Genomic DNA, 17,133 nt, shown 5'->3' on the forward strand with positions numbered 1-17,133 from the left:
GGTCACACTCGCTCTCGGTCGAAGTCGGCGCGCCGCCCGGTCCCGTAGCGGCGCAGCGCGCCGTCCGGCCCGGACGCGTTCGGCCGGTTGAAGATCCAGTTCTGCCAGGCGGTGAGCCGGCCGAAGATCTTGGTCTCGGTCGTCTCGGGGCCCGCGAAGCGGTAGTTGGCCTCCAGGCCGGTGAGCGCGTCGGGGCTGAACCCGGCGCGCTCCTCGATCGCGATGCGGACCTCCTCGTCCCAGTCGATGTCGTCGGGCGCGAAGGTCACCAGGCCGAGCCGCTCGGCGTCGGCGGCCTCCAGGGGCTTGGCGGCGGCGTCGCGGACGGCGGCCAGGCCCTCGCCGTCGCCGAGGAACCGGGTGGCGAGGCGGGACAGGCCGTTGCCCATGGGGAGCGGGCCCAGGTTCATCGCGTCCACGGTGACGGCGGCCGGGGCGGCGTCCGGGTCGACCTCCTCGAACACGCCCGCGAGGTGGTAGGAGCGGTCGGCGGCCAGCGCGAGTTCGAGGAGCGACCCGGCGAAGCAGCTTCCGGGCTCGATCAGCGCGATGAGGCTGCGGCTGGTCACGTCGAGCCGCTTCAGCGTCCGCTTGAGGTACAAGACGATCTCGTTGGCGAGCCAGTCGGCGGCGTTGTCGAGCAGCAGCCGGTCGTGGTCGAGGACCTTCAGCGGGTCGCCGGACGTGCGGAGCACCCAGGTGCCGAGCGCGGGCTCGTTGGTGCGCAGGTCGAGGATGAGGTCGTCCAGCTCGCGGGTCATGGCGAGCGTCCAGAAGCCGGCGCCCTGGTGGTGGAGCCCGGTGATGTCGTCGGGCGCGTCGTCGGCGGGGCCCGCGACGGTGATCTCGACCGCGCCCGCCTCGCGGTTCAGGGTCGCGGTGACGTACCGGTACGCGATGGACGTCTCGGTGCGGGTCTTGTCCAGGGGCGTCAGCGCGATGCCGTCGCCGGCCGGACGGGACGAGCGGGCCGCCAGCTCGACGGCGCGGCGGGCGACGGTCGCGTCCCAGGTCGTCCGGGGCACGGCCTCGTCCACCAGCCGCCACGCGACGGCCTTCGCGCCGCCGAGGCCCTCGGCCCGGGTGGCGAAGTAGTCGGCGCGGTCGCGGCGGACGTGCCGCTTGTCCGTGACGCGGGTCAGCCCGCCGGTGCCCGGCAGGACGCCGAGCAGCGGCAATTCGGGCAGCGAGACCGTCGAGGAGCGGTCGTCCACGAGCATGATGTGGTCGCAGGCGAGGGCCAGCTCGTAGCCGCCGCCGGACGCGGTCCCGTTCAGCGCCGCCAGGTAGGTCTGGCCGGAGTTCTCCGTCGCGTCCTCGATGCCGTTGCGGGTCTCGTTGGTGAACTTGCAGAAGTTCACCTTCCACGCGTGCGAGGACGCCGCGAGCATGCGGATGTTGGCGCCCGCGCAGAAGACCTTCTCCTTGCCGCCGGTCAGCACCACCGCGCGGACGCCCGGATGCTCGAACCGCAGCCGCTGGACGGCGTCGTACAGCTCGATGTCCACGCCCAGGTCGTAGGAGTTGAGCTTCAGGTCGTAGCCGGGGACGAGGCCGCCGTGCTCGTCGACGTCCATCGTCAGCGTGGCGACCGGGCCGTCCACCGCGACCTTCCAGTGCCGGTAGCGGGCCGGGTCCGCCCGGAACTCCACGTGGGCCGTCATCGCCGTCCTTCCGCCGTCTCCCTCCCATGTTCAACAGGACCGGATCATTGCGTCAAGAGTTTGTAGCATGTCTTTCGGCGGTGATCCGCTGCGAGGCGCGCGGCGCGTTCGTCAGGCGTCCCGCAGGCCCCGGTACACCTTCAGCGCGTTGCCGCCGAGGACGCCGGTGAGGGTCTCCGCGTCGAGGCCGAGGGCGGCGATCGCGCGGGCGTTGCGGGCCACGCCGGGCACGCCCGGCCAATCGGTGCCGAAGATGAACTTGCGGGCCAGCCGGGCGAGGTCGTGCCGCGCGTAGTACTCGGGCAGCCGGCGCGGCGGCAGCCCGGACAGCTCGATCCACACGTTCTCGCGCGACAGCGCCAGGAACGCGGCGGCGTCGTACCACCAGCCGCGCCCGCCGTGCGCCAGCACGACCGTCAGGTCGGGGAAGAGGCGGAGCACGTCGTCGATCGGCGTCGGGTCGGCGTACCGGTTGGCCGAGCCGGGGAACGAGCTCGTCCCGCAGTGCACCACCACCGGGAGCCCCGCGTCCAGGCACGCCTGGTAGGCCGGGTACAGCTCCGGGTCGGCGACGCTGAACCCGCCGTGCACCGGGTGCAGCTTCAGCGCGACCGCGCCGAGCGCCGCCTGCCGCTCGACCTCCGCGCCGATCGGGTAGTGCAGGTGCGGGTTGACGTTGGCGATGGGCCGGAACCGGCGCGGGTTGTGCTTGACCAGCGGCAGGACGTCCTCGATGGGCTGGTACCCGGTCGTCCTCGGGCTGTACTCCGACAGCAGCAGCGCCACGTCCACGCCCTCGGCCTCGAAGTACGCGTCGACCCGCTCGGGGACCGGCGTCCCGTCGGCGTCGTACAGGTCCGGCCAGGGGTGGGCCGATCCGAACTCGTCCGCCCATCGCCGCCACGCCGGACGCAGCGTCGGCAGCCGGGCCACGTGGACGTGCGCGTCGATGAACAGGTTTCCGTCGAGCATGCGGGAGCGGCCCTCCGTGCGGCGGGGTGTCGTCGTTCCTACTCTGGCACCGCCGCGGTCAGCCCCCGCCGAGGAGGGTCGCGGCCAGGTCCCGGACGGCGTAGCGCTTCAGCTTGCCGCTCGCGGTGGTCGGCAGCGCGTCCACGATCAGGACCTCGCGGGGCCGCTTGAACGACGCCAGGCCGGCGCGGCAGAAGTCGATCAGCTCGGCGGGTCCGGCGGAGGCGCCGTCGGCGAGGACGACGCAGGCGACCGGACGGTCCAGCCCGTCCCCGTCCGCCAGCCCGACGACCGCGGCGAGCGCGACCGCCGGATGCTGGAGCAGCCGCCCCTCGACCTCGGCGGGCGACACCCAGATGCCGCCGGCCTTGAGCATGTCGCCGGTGCGGCCGAGGCAGGTGTAGTAGCCGTCGTCGTCCACGACGTAGGTGTCGCCGGTCCGCAGCCACTCGCCCTGGAACACCCGCCGGGTCGTCTCGGTGCGGCACCAGTAGCCGGTCGCGATCGACTCGCCCTTGACGAGCAGCGAGCCCGGCGTCCCCGGCTTGACGTCGGCGCCGTCGGCGTCCACGACCCGCAGCTCGTAGCCGGGGACGGCGGTGCCGGTGCTGCCCGGCCGCACGTCCCCCGGCCGGTTGGACAGGAAGATGTGCAGGCACTCGGTCGAGCCGAGGCCGTCGATGACCTCCACGCCGTACCGCTCGGTGAAGCGGCGGCACAGCTCCGCCGGCAGCGGCTCCCCCGCCGAGACCGCGAGCCGCACCGACGCGAACGCCTCCCGCGGCACGCCGGCGTTCAGCAGCGCGGCGTAGAACGTCGGGACGGCGAAGAACAGGGTCGGACGGTACTCGCGCAGCCGCTCCGCCACCGACGCGGGCGTGGGACGGTCCGGGTCCAGGATCGCCGTCGCGCCCGTGGCCAGTGGGAAGAACAGCGAGTTGCCGATCCCGTAGGCGAAGAACAGCTTGGCCACCGAGTAGCAGCGGTCCTCGGGCGTGATGCCGAGGACCTGGCGCCCGTACGTCTCCACCACGTGCCGGATGTTGGCGTGCCGGTGCATCGCGCCCTTCGGCACACCCGTCGTCCCGGACGTGTAGAGCCACAGCGCGCTGGAGTCCTCGACGGTGACGTACTCGTCCCCGGCGGGTTCCTCGTCGGGCTCCGCGGCCAGTGCCTCGAACGGCTCCAGCCGCACCCCGTCCGGGACGCCCAGCGCGGTACCCCCCTCGACGACCACCTGCCGGACGCCCGGGGACAGCGCGAGGGCCCCCTCCGCGGCCACCGCGAACCGGTCGCTGACCAGCAGGATCCTGGCGCGCGCGTCGTTCAGCAGCAGGGCCAGCTCGGCACCGGTCAGCATCGTCGAGACCGGCACCGGGACGGCGCCGAGCCGCATCGCGCCGAGCAGCGCCGCCGCCATCGCGGGACCGTCCGCCATGAACAGGACGACCCGCTCCTCCGGGCGCAGCCCCCGGGCTCGCAGGCCCGCGGCGACCCGTCCCGCCAGCTCGTCCAGGGCGGTGTAGGTGAGGTCGCCTCCCGGTCCGGTGAGCGCGATCCGCTCCGCGGCGCCGGGCCCGGACGCGGCGCGGAGCAGGTAGTCGCAGGCGTTGAACGCCTCGGGCGGGGCCGAGGGGGGCGTCGGTGCAGCGGTCATGGAGGTCTCCCCGTCGCCGATGAGCGTGCCCATATGCTCTACATCACATAGACGCAAGTCAATAGATCTGTGGAGTGTGTGGTGGCGTGATACTGGTGCAGCGGGAACCGGAGGATCCGACGAGGAGGGGCGCGTGTCAGCGAGCCAGACCGCCGCGGCGTACGCGCCCGCGGCCGAGCCGGAGTTCCGGCGCCGCCGCGAGCTCGGCGCCGCCAGCGCCCGGTCGCTGCTGCTCACCGTGCTCGGCGAGTTCGTCCTGCCCGCGGGGCGCCCCGTCTGGACCGCCGCCTTCCTCGGCGCGCTCGACCTGCTCGGCGTCGAGGAGAAGGCCGTCCGGCAGGCGCTCGCCCGCAGCGCCGCCGAGGGCTGGCTCACCGGCGAGCGCCACGGCCGCCGCACCGCCTGGCACCTCACCCCCGCGGGCCGCCGGCTGCTCACCGACGGCACCGAGCGCATCTACACCTTCGGCCGTCCCGCGGGCGACTGGGACGGCCAGTGGCTGATCGTGCTCGCCACCGTCCCGGAGACGAACCGGCGGCTGCGCCACCTGCTGCGCACCCGGCTCGCCTGGAACGGCCTCGGCAACCTCGCGCCCGGCGTGTGGGTCAGCCCCCACCCCGAACGCCGGCCGCAGGTCGCGGACATGCTCGCCGAGATCGGCGTCGCCGGCACGTCCACCCTGTTCACCGGGCACCTCGGCGACCTCGCCGAGGCCCGCCGGGTCGCCGGCGAGGCGTGGGACCTCGGCGAGATCGAGCTCGCCTACGAGGACTTCCTCGACGCGGCCCGCGCGCTCCGCCCCCGCGACGACGCGGAGACCTTCGCCGCGCACACGCGGCTCGTCCAGGAGTGGCGCCGCTTCCCGTTCCTCGACCCCGGCCTCCCCGCCGAACTGCTCCCGGACGACTGGAGCGGCGTGCGGTCCCGCACCCTGTTCCACGAGCGGCACGACACCTGGCGTCCCGCCGCCGACCGGCACTGGAAGTCCCTGACCGGCGACGACGCGGGCTGACCCGCCTCAGCGCGTGTAGCGGGCGGCGAGGCGTCCGGTGGACGAGCCGCGGATCCCCGCCTCCGCTTCGCCCAGCGCCTCCAGCCTCGCCGGGTCGGTGAGCCCCGGGACGCAGACGATCTCGCCGGTGCGGAGGCCTTCCAGCGAGGCGGTCACGACGTCGTCCACGGGCATGCCGCCGTCGTCGTGGACGCGGTGCTCGCCCGCGACCGGCTCGTGCCCGTGCGCGAGATGGAACTCCGTGGCCGTCAGCCCCGGGCACAGCACCTGGACGGTGACGGGCGAACCGGCCAGCTCGGCGGCGAGCGTGCGGGTGAACGTCACCACGTAGCCCTTGGTGCCGCCGTACACGGCCCGCCGCGGCAGCGGGCCGGGCGGCAGCGCGCCCGCGAACGCCAGCAGGGAGGCGACGTTCACCACCGCGCCGCGTCCCCGCGCCAGCATCCCGGGCACCGCCGCGCGGGTCAGCGCCGTCAGCGCGACCACGTTGACGTCCAGGACGCGCCGCAGCACCGACGGGTCGACCTCGGCGAACAGGCCGTAGCCGTTGACGCCCGCGTTGTTGACGAGCAGGTCCACATCGGGCGCGGCGACCCGCTCGGCGACCCGCGCCTGGTCGCCGGCGTCCGCCAGGTCGGCGACCAGCGTCTCCACCCGGATCCCGTCGCCGCCGCGCAGCCGCGCGGCCGTCTCCTCCAGCCGCTCCGCGCGGCGCGCGACGAGGACCAGGTCCCAGCCCTGCCCGGCCAGCCGCTCGGCGTAGTGCAGGCCGATCCCGGAGGACGCGCCGGTCACCACGGCCGTCCCCGCGTTCCGTGCCGTATCGAAGCTCATACGATCATGCTTCCACCGTCCGCCAGCCCGAACCCGCCAAGCCACGACCGGGCGGGTCCGGACGCCCGGCGCGATCAGCGGCGGGGAACCGCCGTCGTCCACTCGGCGGTGATGGAGATGAGACGCTTCGAGCGCGCCACGGCCCCCGAGGGGTTGACGGCGAGGTTCGTCCTGCGGACGCGGGCGGTCGCCGGGTCGATGACCAGCAGGGCCGGCTTCTCCGTGCCGTCGAACGTGATCCGCAGACCCTGCCCGCCGCCGACCCTTCCCAGGTTCCGGACGTTCGGGTAGCCGGCGAGCAGGCGGAGCGCCGCGGCACGGGTCCCCGGCGTGGCGGGCAGTTGGGAGACCAGCGACACGAGCCCCTCGACGACGAGCCGCTCGCGCAGCGCGGCGCTCGGCCGGGGCGGGTTCGGCCCGGCGACGAAGCCTCGTTCCGAGTTCGCGGCGAGCCGCTGCTTGAGCGCGGCCGGTTCCGTGGGCAGCCCCCGGATCTGCGCCATGCCCACGGGAGAACCCGCAAGTCCGAGGAGCGCAGGACGAGGGGACTTGGCGACCTTGCCTGCACTCCCGCGCCACCAGTACCGCCCGTCGCGTCCGGTCCAGCTCTCCTCAGTGCGCGTATCCGGCGGCTCGTTCACCACGACCTTGACGTGCCAGTAGTCGCCGGTGCCCTCCGGTGTCCGCTCGGCGGTGTCGGCGGCGGCCAGCAGGATCCGCCGCCCGGACGGCACGGCCGTCCCCGTCCCGCCGCGATGGCCGGACGAACCGCCGTTCACCGCCACCACGGCGACGGTCGCGGTCGCGACGGCCAAGGCCGACACGACGAGCACGCGGCGGCGCCGGGACGGGCGGCGCGGCACCCCGCCGCCGGACCGCGCCTCCCCGCCGGGTCCCGCCTCCCCCCGGGGTCCCGCCTCGTCGCCGGTCGTCGCCTCTCCGCCGGATGTCGCCTCTTCGCTGATCCTCGTCATCACGAACTCCTGGAGCCGTCGCCTGCGGTCGTCCGGGAGCACCCTGTCCGCGGGTCCCGGCACCAGCCGGGCCAGCCGTTCGCGGTCGTCCGGCGCGGGCCGGGGCGGGATCGTGTTCATCGGGTGTTCTCCTGAGCGGACCGGACCGCGCTCTCGCGGTCACCCAGTGGCTGTCCGGACCGGACGTCCGGTTCCCGGCGACTTTCCAGCGGCTCCCGGGGCGGACGGAGCCGTCCCGCGGCGACGAGCTTGTCGAGTTTGCGGCGCGCCCGGGACAGCCGGGAGCGCACCGTCCCGACCGGGACGCCCAGCGCCTCCGCGGCCTCGGCGTAGTCGAGTCCGGCCCACACGCACAGGGCCAGGACCTCGCGTTCGGGCGGCCGTAACGCGTCCATCGCGACCCGGACCGAGGCGAGCCGATCGGCGTCGTCGATGCGGGACGTGACCTCCTCGGCGAAGTCGGGCACGACCGCGCCGTCCGGGAGCCGGGCGAGTGCGCCGCCGTGCCGCCGGGCGGCGCGGCGCACGTTGCGCGCCACGTTGGTGGCGATGCCGAGCAGCCAGGGGCGCAGCGGCCCGCGCTCGTCGCCGGGGTCGAGCCGCTCCCGCAGCCGCCACGCCTCCAGGAAGGTCAGGGAGACGACGTCCTCGGCCTCCGACCAGTCGCCCGTCAGCCGGAAGGCGTGGTTGTGGACCGAGCGGACGTGTTCGTCGAAGAGCTCGCCGAACGCGTCCGCGTCCCCGGCCCGGATACGGGCGCGCATCGTGGTTTCCACGCCCCCGTACTGTCCGGTGCGCCCCCCGGGTTCCTGTGACCTGCGTCACTCACGGCGGATGTCAGAAGACCGGGGTGCCGGCGCGGACGAGCCTCCAGTTCTCGGTGTGGAAGGCGGCGGGGTCGATCGTCCCGGCCGCGGAGGCATAGGCGACGATCGCCTCGCGGATGGCCACCTGCGCGTTGTAGACGACCGGGGCGGCGGTGATGTGCGGGAAGCCTCCGCCGCCGGACTGGCGGTAGTTGTTCACCGCCACGACGAACCGCTGGTCGTCGGCGACCGGGGTGCCGCCGTAGGTGAGGTTCCTGATCCGGGCGCCTTCCGGCTGGGCGATGTCGATGTCGTAGGTGACGCCGGACATCTGGTCGTAGTTGTAGTCCGGACGGTTATGGGCGTTCGTCCACGACGCCGGGGCGACTGGCGCGTCCGGCGCGACCTGGGCGAAGTACTGCGCCGAGTACTCCAGGTACGCCTTGATCTGGGCGCCTGTCAGGACGCTGCCGAGCAGGGTGTTGTCGTAGATGTAGAGGCCGGCGATGTCCCTGATCGTGACCTTGCCGGCCGGGAAGGTGGCGGCGCGGCTGAACGGCGCGGCGATGGAGATGACGGGCAGCGACGCGTACTCGGTGCCGGCGACGGCCTGCTTCACCTTCTCCGTCTGCACCAGGTGGACGTAGTCGAGGATCGCGGTGTCCTTCCAGCAGGACTCGGCCGCCGACATCTCCTGGGTGGAGGTGGCGACGTCCTGGTTGACGTAGGCCACCACCGCGTCGTGCTGCTTCTTCACCAGGGCGACGAGCTTCGGGTCCTCCTGGACGGTGTTGGTGTTGACCGTCGTGGCGGACCTCCCGGTGACCTTCCAGCGGCCCCGCGACCGGGTCAGCGTGATGTCGAAGACCGACAGCCGCTGCCCCCAGCACTTGGGCTCGCTCATCACCACGCTCTGGCCGGTGGCCTTGTTGGTGACGAAGCGCTGCGGGACGTCGTTGTGCGCGTGCCCGAACAGGATGGCGTCGATCCCGGGGACCTGCTCGGCCACCATCGCCGAGGCGTTCTCCACCGGGATGTCGCCGGTGTAGGACGAGAGGCCGCTGTCGCCGGCATGGGCGCTCACCACCATGACGTCGACGCCCCGCGCCCGGATGATCGGCACCCATCGCTTCGCCGTCTCGACGAGGTCGAGGAATTCCAGTTTGCCGGACACGTTGCCCTTGTCCCAGATGGCGACGCCGGGGTTGGTCAGGCCGAGCAGCCCGACCCGGATCGGCGGGTGGCCGGGGACGTGCATCGTCTTGATGATGTACGGGCGGTACGCGGGACGCGCCGTGCCCGCGTGGACGGCGTTGGCGGCGAGGACCGGCGCCCGCATCTGGCGGATCCACGCGTCCAGCATCGGCAGCCCGTAGTTGAACTCGTGGTTGCCGAGCGCGACGGCGTCGAAGCCGATGGCGTTCATCTGCGCCGCGATCGGATGGACGCGGTGCGTCTTCGTGATCGGCTCGACCGTGGCGTAGTAGAAGCCGAGCGGGGTGCCCTGGATGGTGTCCCCGGCGTCGAACAGGAGCGTCCGGTCCCGTCCGCGGTCGGCACGGACCTGCTTCACCAGGCTCGACACGCGCGCGAGCCCGACCACGTTCCCGGCGCTGTCGGCGTAGGGGGCGTCCTTGTAGTAGTCCCAGTCGACGGCGTTGCTGTGGAGGTCCGAGGTCCCCATGATCGTGATGGTCACGGGGCGGTCGCCGCCCGCGCGCTCCGCCGCCTCGGCGGAGCCGGGCCACCCGGCGGCGGCCAGCGCGCCCGCGGCGGTGAGCCCGCCGAGCACCTGCCTGCGGCTGACGCCGGACGTCTCGGCGGCCTCCTCGTCCGGGACGCGACAGGAACACCAACGGGGCGACGGACCGGGCCGGCCACCAGAACCACGCATGAGGGCACATCCTTCCGAAAGGCGCCTGTCACGATAGGGCCCAGGTCAGACAACCTCCTTGGGCATTGTTGCCAGATCCGCGCGCGTGCCCTGGCAGATGCTGACGATCCTGCGGGTCCGCGCGCTGGTTCGGTCCCTCATCTGCGGTGGTCGGGACGGCGTTCCGGACGGTCGCCGCGCGGGTCTTGCCGTGTCCGGGGCGGGAGGCTACCGTACAGGCGATTTATAGGAAACTTTCCTATCGATTCGAGGTCGCCATGGCCCGCTCCCGCAGACTCCTCCTCCCGCTCACGGCGATGTGCGCGCTCGTGCTCGCGCTCCTCGCCCCCGTCGCGGCCTCCGCGGCCGGAACGGTCACCGCGACGTTCGCCAAGACCTCCGACTGGGGGTCGGGCTACGAGGCGAAGTACACGATCAAGAACGACACCGGCGCCGCCGTCTCCGGCTGGCGGGTCGAGTTCGACGTCCCGTCCGGCTCGACGATCGGGTCGTACTGGGACGCGCTGCTCACCACGTCCGGGCAGCACGCCGCCTTCACCAACCGCGACTACAACGCCTCCATCGCGCCCGGCGGGACGGCCTCGTTCGGCTTCCTGGTCAGCGGCTCTGGAACGCCCCAGAACTGCACCGTGAACGGCGCGTCCTGCACGGGCGGCACGACCACCCCGGGCGCTCCCAGCGCACCGGGCGCTCCGACCGTGACGAGCCGGACCGACACCTCGCTCGCGCTCTCCTGGTCCGCCTCGACCGGCACCGTCACCGGCTACCGGGTGTACGAGGGCACCACCGTCCGGGCCACCGTGACGGGAACGTCCGCCACGATCTCCGGGCTCGGCACCTGCTCGTCCCACACCTACACGGTCAAGGCGTACAACTCGGCGGGCGAGTCCCCGGCGAGCGGCACGGTCACCGGCACGACCACCGGCTGCACGACGCCCGCCGGCGGACGCGGCGCGCCGTACCTCTACATGGGGTGGGGCAGCCCGCCCAGCCCCACCACGGTCATGAGCGCGACCGGGATCAAGTGGTTCACGATGGCGTTCATCCTGTCCGGCGGCGGATGCAGCCCGGCCTGGGACGGCCAGCGGCCGCTCCAGGGCGGCGCCGACGCCCAGGCGATCTCGCAGATCCGCGCCGCGGGCGGGGACGTCCTGCCCTCCATCGGCGGCTGGCAGGGCAACAAACTCGGCCCGAACTGCGCGACGCCCGAGGCGCTGGCCGGCGCGTACCAGCAGGTCATCGACGCCTACTCGCTCAAGGCCATCGACATCGACATCGAGAACACCGACGAGTTCGAGAACGAGGCCGTCCAGGACCGGATCCTCGGCGCCCTGAAGATCGTGAAGCAGAGGAACCCCGGCGTCCAGACGATCCTGACGTTCGGCACCGCCACCACCGGGCCGAACTACTACGGCAACCGCCTCATCAAGCGGGCCGTCGAGCTCCAGGCGAACGTCGACGTCTTCACGATCATGCCGTTCGACTTCGGCGGCGGATCCGACATGTACGGCAACACGGTCAGCGCGAGCGAGGGCCTCAAGAACGCGCTGAAGTCGGCGTTCGGCTGGTCGGACGCGACCGCGTACTCCCACATGGGCATCTCCGGCATGAACGGGCTGTCCGACCAGCAGGAGGTCACCTCGACCGCCACCTGGACGAGCATCCGCGACTGGGCCAAGTCCAAGGGGCTCGCGCGGCTGGCGTTCTGGTCGGTCAACCGGGACCGCCCCTGCCCCGGCGGCGGCGTCGCCGAGAACTGCAGCGGCATCGACCAGCAGCCGTGGGACTTCACCCGCATCACGGCCAGCTTCTGATCATGCCTTCCGGGCGGAAGCCCTGGGGGTCTGGGGGTCCTGCACTGACCCCGCCTCCCGGGCGAAAGCCCTATCCACCCCCCCGGGGCGCGGCCTGCGGATTCCTCCCCTTCCGCAGGCCGCACCCCTTCCCCCCGGAGCGCCGTCCCCGGCCGGACCGCCGACCGGCCGAAGTCGCCGCCCCCGTCCAGGACGCGGCCGTCAGGCCTGCGGGACCCGCCACTGGCCGGTGTCGTCGGCCAGGCCGCTGTCCAGGGCGAACCGGACCCGGACGATCCGCGCCTCCGCCGGGATCTCGAACACCACGTAACCCTTGCGCGTGTCACCGGGCGCGATCGTCGCCGAGTCCATCGTGGAGCCGGCCGCCAGCCCGGCCACCACCGTCGCCTCGTAGGACTCGTCCGCGCCGTCCACGATCTGGGCGCCGTTGGACGGGCTGTCGTCGTAGGCGACCGCGCCGATGTTCCGCATCGTGAACCGGACGGCGTAGAAGCGCTTCCCGGCGGCGGGCCTCTCGAACTCGCTGCCGCTCTCCGCGTCCGATACGACCTTGCTGAGCGTCACGGCCATCCGCACGTCCCGCATCCCGGACAGGTCGATCGTCCCGCCGACCCCCGCGACGGAGCTCCCGGCCGTCCCCTCCGGCCCGGCCCCCGTCGGCTCCGGCCGCGGCCGCTCCGGGCCCGTCGGCTCCGGGGCCGCCTCCGCGATCTCCGGGCCGCTCTCCGCGCCGTCGGTGCCGGTCTTCACGGTCGCCACCGCGATCATCCTGACCCCCCCGTCCTCGGTGGCACCAGTCTCACCGGGGCGGCGGCGGGACCGCCAGGGACCGTTCACCCGGCGCGTCCGGGACTCCGGCCCTCCGTGGAACCACGGGATCCCCCGGAAGATCACCCAGCCACCTGGGGGAACGGCGGGGTCAGGCGGACGGCTGCTCCGTCAGCGGCAGCAGGACCTGGAACCGGGTGTCGCCGGGCTCCGACCGCACGCGCAGGTCGCCGTGGTGCCGGTTCACGACGATGCGCCAGGAGATGTCGAGCCCGAGCCCGGTGCCCTCGCCCACCGGCTTCGTGGTGAAGAACGGCTCGAAGATCCGCTGCCGGTTCTCGGCCGGGATCCCCGGCCCGGTGTCGGCGATCTCGACCGTGACGCAGTCGTCCCCGGCGGACGTCCGGACCGTCAGCGTGCCCCGGCCCTCCATCGCGGCGACCGCGTTGTCGATGAGGTTCGTCCAGACCTGGTTCAGCTCCCCGGCGTACGCGGGCACCTGCGGCAGCGACCGGTCGTACTCCTTGACCACCCGGACGCCGTCGCCGATCTTGCCGGACAGCATGACCAGCGTGGAGTCGAGCCCGTCGTGGACGTCGATCCACTGGTAGGGGGCCCGGTCCATCTGGGAGTACTGCTTGGCCGCGCCCAGCAGCTTGGAGATCCGCGCGGTGGAGTCCTCGATCTCGCCCATCAGCGACTCGGTCTCCAGCGCGTACCCGAGCCACCGCAGCGCCGCGTTCAGGAACTCGGCGCCGACCGTGCCGTTCACCTCGTCCAGGTCGGCCGCGGTGAGCCCGGCGGTCACGAACGTCGAGGCCAGGTCCCAGCCGTCGCCGATCTCGTGGTCGTCGAGCCAGTCGGTCAGCTCGTCCTCGCGGTCGGCGACCTCCATCGCGCTCAGCTTCGGCGCGGACGCGACCCGCTTGACCAGGTCCTCCTGGACGTCGATCAGCTTCTCCAGCAGGCCGGGCTCGATCTCGTGCCGGGCGAGCAGCGCCAGCTTGTGGCGCATGCCCGCGACCCGCTCGCGCAGCGACGCCGTCGCCCGGACGGCCGCCGCGGCGGGGTTGTTCAGCTCGTGGGTGAGCCCGGCGGACAGCGCGCCCAGCGCGAGGAGCCGCTCCCGCTGCCCGATGACGAGCTGGGTGTTGCGGCTGCCGAAGAACATGCCCTCCAGCAGGTGCGTCGGCATGGGGAACCAGGTGCGGAACCGCTCGGCGAACTCCTTCGCCGGCAGCTGGAAGAACGTCGTGTCGGTCACCGCGTAGACGGAGGCGCCGTAGCGCTGGTCGTCCCCCTGCTGCACGAAGAACTGGGTGGCGCCGCAGTAGACCCCGCGGTGGTCGGTCCGGTTCGTCTCGACCTCGTCGCCGCCCACCGACCGGGTCATCCGCAGGGTCCCGCTCAGCAGCACGTAGAAGCAGGTCGCGGGCTCGCCCTCGCGCAGGACGGCCGCGCCCTGCGGGAACTCCTCGACCCAGCCGTTCTCGGCGATCCACGCGATCTGCTCGTCGTCGAGCCGCTCGAAGAGGAACAGCGTGCGCAACTCCTCCGGGCTCAGATGCCCCTGACCGCCCACCGTTCCTCCAAGGATCCGCAACCGGGCCTTCACCACCGAGTATTGCTCACCCGGCCCCCAGTCAGAACGCGGCGAGGCCCGCCGGGCTTCCCGCCGCCCGCCGCACGGGCCGGGCGCCCCTTTCGAGGCCCGTCGAGGGGCCTCGTGAAAATGTCGCGGCATTCAGTTCCGCACGCGCCCGATAGAAGCCGCGCAGGTCGCCGCCGCTTCGCCCGTCGAAGGCGTTCGACCGCCCTTTGCAGGCGCGGGACGGCGATGGCGGATCTCCCGCCGGTGGTCGATAGTGCGTGCACCGGACGCCCGGCGCGCCGCTTCCGCGCCGGCGTCCGGTGACCGGCAGGGCCCTGCGGTCGTCCCTTTCCCCCGTGCTCGTGCGAAAGGACAACCCCGCTCATGAAGAAGACCAGCCTGCTGGCCGCCGTGCCGCTGGCCGTCCTGGCCCTCGCCGGGACGTCCGCCACCGCGGCGGCGAGCGCCGACCCGCCCCCGCCGCCGGCCCCCGGCCTCGTCGGCGGCGTGCCCGCCACCGAGACCTACTCGTTCATGGCGTCGCTCCAGAGCTCGGCCGGCGCCCACTCCTGCGGCGGCTCGCTCGTCGCCGCGAGCTGGGTCGTCACCGCGGGCCACTGCGGCACCCCGTACCAGGTGCGGCTCGGCACCCGGACCTACAACGCCGGCGGCGAGGTCCGCCGCGTCGCGTCCCGCCAGGTCGTCGGCGGGGACGTCGCGATCCTGCGGCTGGCCAGCCCCGCGACGGTGCAGCCGGTCCCGATCGCGACCAGCGCGCCGGTCGGCTCGGCGACCCGGCTGATCGGCTGGGGCCAGACCTGCCCGACCCGCGGCTGCGGCGGCACCCCCGTGGGCCTCCGGCAGCTCGACACCAGCATCATCGCCGACGCGTACTGCTCCGGGATCTCCGCGTCCACCGAGCTCTGCATCCAGGGCGGCGGCGGGCGGGGCGCCTGCTACGGCGACTCCGGCGGACCCGCGGTGACCGGCGGGCCCGGCGCGTGGCGGCTCGTCGGCGCCACCAGCCGCGGCACCGCGAGCACCTGCGCCACCACGCCGTCCATCTACGGCGACGTGACCGCCTACCGCGCCCGGATCCTGCAGATCATCGGCTCCGGGGCCCGCTGACCGCTCCCTCCCACCCCCTCAGGAGGAGTCCCATGACCGTGCCCGCCAAGCTCCCGAAGGCGCTCGCCGTGCTCCTGCTCGGCCTCGCGCTCCTCACCGGGGCGCTCACCGCGGCGCCTCCCGCCTCTGCGGCCCCCGCCAAGGCGGCCTCGGCCCCGGCCCCGCTGGCCGTCCGCACCGTCCGGTACGACGCGAGCCGGGCCGCCGAGTTCCGGACGGCCGTCGACCAGGGCGCGCAGATCTGGAACGCGCGCGTCCACAACGTCCAGTTCGTCGCCGGGACGCCGGCGGACGTCGTCGTCTACACCGACAACGGCTGGCCGCGCACCCAGCCCGCGGGCCTCGGCCGCGGCACCGTCTGGATGGGCCGGCAGGCCGTCCAGGAGGGCCACTACACCGTGCGCATCGCCGCGCACGAGCTCGGCCACATCCTCGGCCTGCCCGACCGGCGCACCGGCCTCTGCACGGACCTGATGTCCGGGGCCAGCGCCGGGACGTCCTGCCGCAACCCCAACCCGAACGCCGCCGAGATCGCGCAGGTCGAGCGGAACTTCGCGAACGGCCTGACCGGTGTCGCCCCGGGGGTCACCCTCTCCGAGGCGCCCGCCCTCGCCGGACGCTGACCGGCCGCCGATACGCCGGGGTGCCCCACCGGACGCTTCACGGGCACCCCGGCTGACGGCTGCCCGGACAGTGGTCCGGGCGCCCGGGGACTATCGCCCATGGACGGGCGCCCTTTGGGCGACTCATGCCAATCTTCGGCGGCGCGGGAAGTGGCCCGGTGCGCAACCTGGGGTGGTTTCCAGCACCGACACGAACTGCCATTTCGGGGGATTGCCCGGCCTGGAAACGCTGGTTAGCGTGGGCTTATATAGGAAACTTTACTGTCGATTCCGTCGCGACGGACCTCGGGGGCCCGACCCGCGCCCGTCCCCTCGGCGGGCGCCCACCCCGACGGAAGGAAGCCCATGCGATCCCCCCGCACGAAGGCGGTCGTCGCCGCCGCGGCCCTGCCCGCCGCGTCCGTCGCCGTGGTCCTGGCCTCGGCGGCGCCCGCGAGCGCGCACGGCACCATGTCCGACCCGCCCAGCCGCGTGTACGTCTGCAAGAACGAGGGACCCGAGAACCCGAAGTCCGACGCGTGCAAGGCCGCCGTCGCCGTCGCCGGCACGCAGGCGTTCTACGACTGGAACGAGGTGTCGCTGCTGGAGGCCGGCGGGCGGCACCGCGAGCTCATCCCGGACGGCCAGCTGTGCAGCGCGGGGCGGGCCAAGTACCGCGGCCTGGACCTCCAGCGCACCGACTGGCCCGCCAAGCGCGTCGCGCCGGGACCGCTCACGATCACCTACCACGCGACCGCCCCGCACGCCGCGAGCAACTTCGAGTTCTACATCACCCGCGACGGCTGGAACCCCTCGCAGCCGCTGCGCTGGTCCGACCTCGTCCACCTCCAGACCTTCACCAAGCAGAACCCCACGACCTTCACCAACTGGACGCTGAACATCCCGCAGCGCACCGGCCGCCACATCCTCTACTCGATCTGGCAGCGGGTCGTCGGCAGCAACGAGGCGTTCTACACCTGCTCCGACGTGGACTTCGGCGGCTCGACCCCGCCCACCACGCCGCCCACCACGCCGCCCACGACTCCCCCGACCACACCGCCCACCACGCCGCCGACCACGCCCGCGCCGAGCGGCACCTGGACGGTCGGCAAGGCGTACGCCGCGGGCGACACGGTGACCTACAACGGCGCGTCCTACCGGTGCTTGCAGGCCCACACCGCGATCGCCGGATGGGAGCCCCCGACCACCGCCGCGCTGTGGCAGGCGATCTGAGCGGGCCAGCATGACCCCCGCGACGAGCCGCACGGAAAGCCGCGCGACGGACCGCGCGACAAGCCGCACGAGGGGCCGCGCGACGGACCGCGCGACGGACCGCGCGGTGCGGTATGCCGCGCTCGCCCTGGCCGCCGCGTGCGCGCTGCTGCTGGTCGCGCGGTGCGGGGCCGGCGGCTCCGCT

14 protein-coding genes are annotated in these 17,133 nt (G+C 73.4%); 5 read left to right on the plus strand and 9 right to left on the minus strand.

Annotated elements, in window-relative coordinates; genetic code table 11:
- Positions 1-2: 2 nt before the first annotated feature.
- The 3 genes from boxC to E1300_RS26955 all read right to left on the minus strand — a co-directional run bounded on the left by boxC (position 3) and on the right by E1300_RS26955 (position 4,293).
- Entirely contained in the window at positions 3-1,664 is a 1,662-nt protein-coding gene (boxC, locus tag E1300_RS26945) for a 2,3-epoxybenzoyl-CoA dihydrolase (RefSeq protein ID WP_131759872.1), read from the minus strand.
- Positions 1,665-1,775: 111 nt separating this feature from the next.
- Complete coding sequence (locus E1300_RS26950; protein WP_131759873.1) at positions 1,776-2,636, minus strand: amidohydrolase family protein; 861 nt, start codon at positions 2,634-2,636, stop codon at positions 1,776-1,778.
- Between the two features lie 58 nt (positions 2,637-2,694).
- Positions 2,695-4,293 (minus strand): benzoate-CoA ligase family protein, encoded by a 1,599-nt coding sequence (locus tag E1300_RS26955; protein WP_131759874.1) that lies wholly within the window; start codon positions 4,291-4,293, stop codon positions 2,695-2,697.
- A 133-nt stretch (positions 4,294-4,426) separates the two neighbouring features.
- Between E1300_RS26955 and E1300_RS26960 the strand changes: the two genes are divergently transcribed.
- Positions 4,427-5,305, plus strand: coding sequence for a PaaX family transcriptional regulator (locus tag E1300_RS26960; RefSeq protein WP_207399974.1), 879 nt, complete (start codon positions 4,427-4,429; stop codon positions 5,303-5,305).
- A 6-nt stretch (positions 5,306-5,311) separates the two neighbouring features.
- On the opposite strand, the gene E1300_RS26965 is transcribed toward E1300_RS26960, so the two are convergent.
- The 4 genes from E1300_RS26965 to E1300_RS26980 form a co-directional block, all read right to left on the minus strand.
- Positions 5,312-6,139 carry an SDR family NAD(P)-dependent oxidoreductase gene (locus E1300_RS26965; RefSeq protein ID WP_131759876.1) on the minus strand — a complete coding sequence of 276 codons (828 nt, stop codon included), beginning with the start codon at positions 6,137-6,139 and terminating at the stop codon, positions 5,312-5,314.
- Positions 6,140-6,213: 74 nt separating this feature from the next.
- On the minus strand, positions 6,214-7,233 hold the full coding sequence (locus E1300_RS26970) for a CU044_5270 family protein (protein ID WP_131759877.1): 1,020 nt from the start codon (positions 7,231-7,233) through the stop codon (positions 6,214-6,216).
- A complete protein-coding gene (locus tag E1300_RS26975) occupies positions 7,230-7,877 on the minus strand; it encodes an RNA polymerase sigma factor (protein WP_131759878.1) in 648 nt (215 codons plus the stop codon). The genes E1300_RS26970 and E1300_RS26975 overlap by 4 nt, the downstream gene beginning before the upstream one ends.
- Positions 7,878-7,950: 73 nt before the next feature.
- Positions 7,951-9,813, minus strand: a complete 1,863-nt coding sequence (locus tag E1300_RS26980) for a bifunctional metallophosphatase/5'-nucleotidase (RefSeq protein ID WP_131759879.1) — start codon at positions 9,811-9,813, stop codon at positions 7,951-7,953.
- Between the two features lie 296 nt (positions 9,814-10,109).
- Here E1300_RS26980 and E1300_RS26985 point away from each other — a divergent pair, with 296 nt between their 5' ends.
- Positions 10,110-11,627: a cellulose binding domain-containing protein gene (locus E1300_RS26985; protein WP_131759880.1), complete on the plus strand. Its 1,518-nt coding sequence runs from the start codon at positions 10,110-10,112 to the stop codon at positions 11,625-11,627.
- A 201-nt stretch (positions 11,628-11,828) separates the two neighbouring features.
- Here the strand turns inward: E1300_RS26985 and E1300_RS26990 are convergent, their stop codons facing one another.
- Positions 11,829-12,386, minus strand: coding sequence for a DUF4352 domain-containing protein (locus E1300_RS26990; RefSeq protein WP_165503020.1), 558 nt, complete (start codon positions 12,384-12,386; stop codon positions 11,829-11,831).
- Positions 12,387-12,546: 160 nt separating this feature from the next.
- Positions 12,547-13,977 carry an ATP-binding protein gene (locus tag E1300_RS26995; protein WP_242619417.1) on the minus strand — a complete coding sequence of 477 codons (1,431 nt, stop codon included), beginning with the start codon at positions 13,975-13,977 and terminating at the stop codon, positions 12,547-12,549.
- Positions 13,978-14,370: 393 nt separating this feature from the next.
- On the opposite strand from E1300_RS26995, the gene E1300_RS27000 reads away from it, so the two are divergent.
- From E1300_RS27000 to E1300_RS27010, 3 genes are all read left to right on the plus strand, one after another.
- Positions 14,371-15,114 (plus strand): S1 family peptidase, encoded by a 744-nt coding sequence (locus E1300_RS27000; protein ID WP_131759883.1) that lies wholly within the window; start codon positions 14,371-14,373, stop codon positions 15,112-15,114.
- A 32-nt stretch (positions 15,115-15,146) separates the two neighbouring features.
- Positions 15,147-15,737: a snapalysin family zinc-dependent metalloprotease gene (locus E1300_RS27005; RefSeq protein WP_131759884.1), complete on the plus strand. Its 591-nt coding sequence runs from the start codon at positions 15,147-15,149 to the stop codon at positions 15,735-15,737.
- Positions 15,738-16,082: 345 nt separating this feature from the next.
- Complete coding sequence (locus tag E1300_RS27010) at positions 16,083-16,949, plus strand: lytic polysaccharide monooxygenase auxiliary activity family 9 protein (RefSeq protein WP_131759885.1); 867 nt, start codon at positions 16,083-16,085, stop codon at positions 16,947-16,949.
- Positions 16,950-17,133: the final 184 nt, after the last annotated feature.

Origin of the sequence: Actinomadura fibrosa (genome assembly GCF_900659615.1) — a bacterium.
Taxonomy (GTDB): Bacteria; Actinomycetota; Actinomycetes; order Streptosporangiales; family Streptosporangiaceae; genus Spirillospora; species Spirillospora fibrosa.

Bases quoted from the DNA above. Each gene is read 5' to 3' on its own strand.
- E1300_RS26970 (WP_131759877.1), bottom strand. From the start codon at position 7,233: ATGAACACGATCCCGCCCCGGCCCGCGCCGGACGACCGCGAACGGCTG.
- E1300_RS26955 (WP_131759874.1), bottom strand. From the start codon at position 4,293: ATGACCGCTGCACCGACGCCCCCCTCGGCCCCGCCCGAGGCGTTCAAC.
- E1300_RS26980 (WP_131759879.1), bottom strand. From the start codon at position 9,813: ATGCGTGGTTCTGGTGGCCGGCCCGGTCCGTCGCCCCGTTGGTGTTCC.
- E1300_RS26950 (WP_131759873.1), bottom strand. From the start codon at position 2,636: ATGCTCGACGGAAACCTGTTCATCGACGCGCACGTCCACGTGGCCCGG.
- E1300_RS27005 (WP_131759884.1), top strand. From the start codon at position 15,147: ATGACCGTGCCCGCCAAGCTCCCGAAGGCGCTCGCCGTGCTCCTGCTC.
- E1300_RS26965 (WP_131759876.1), bottom strand. From the start codon at position 6,139: ATGAGCTTCGATACGGCACGGAACGCGGGGACGGCCGTGGTGACCGGC.
- E1300_RS26975 (WP_131759878.1), bottom strand. From the start codon at position 7,877: ATGCGCGCCCGTATCCGGGCCGGGGACGCGGACGCGTTCGGCGAGCTC.
- E1300_RS27000 (WP_131759883.1), top strand. From the start codon at position 14,371: ATGAAGAAGACCAGCCTGCTGGCCGCCGTGCCGCTGGCCGTCCTGGCC.
- boxC (WP_131759872.1), bottom strand. From the start codon at position 1,664: ATGACGGCCCACGTGGAGTTCCGGGCGGACCCGGCCCGCTACCGGCAC.
- E1300_RS26985 (WP_131759880.1), top strand. From the start codon at position 10,110: ATGTGCGCGCTCGTGCTCGCGCTCCTCGCCCCCGTCGCGGCCTCCGCG.
- E1300_RS27010 (WP_131759885.1), top strand. From the start codon at position 16,083: ATGCGATCCCCCCGCACGAAGGCGGTCGTCGCCGCCGCGGCCCTGCCC.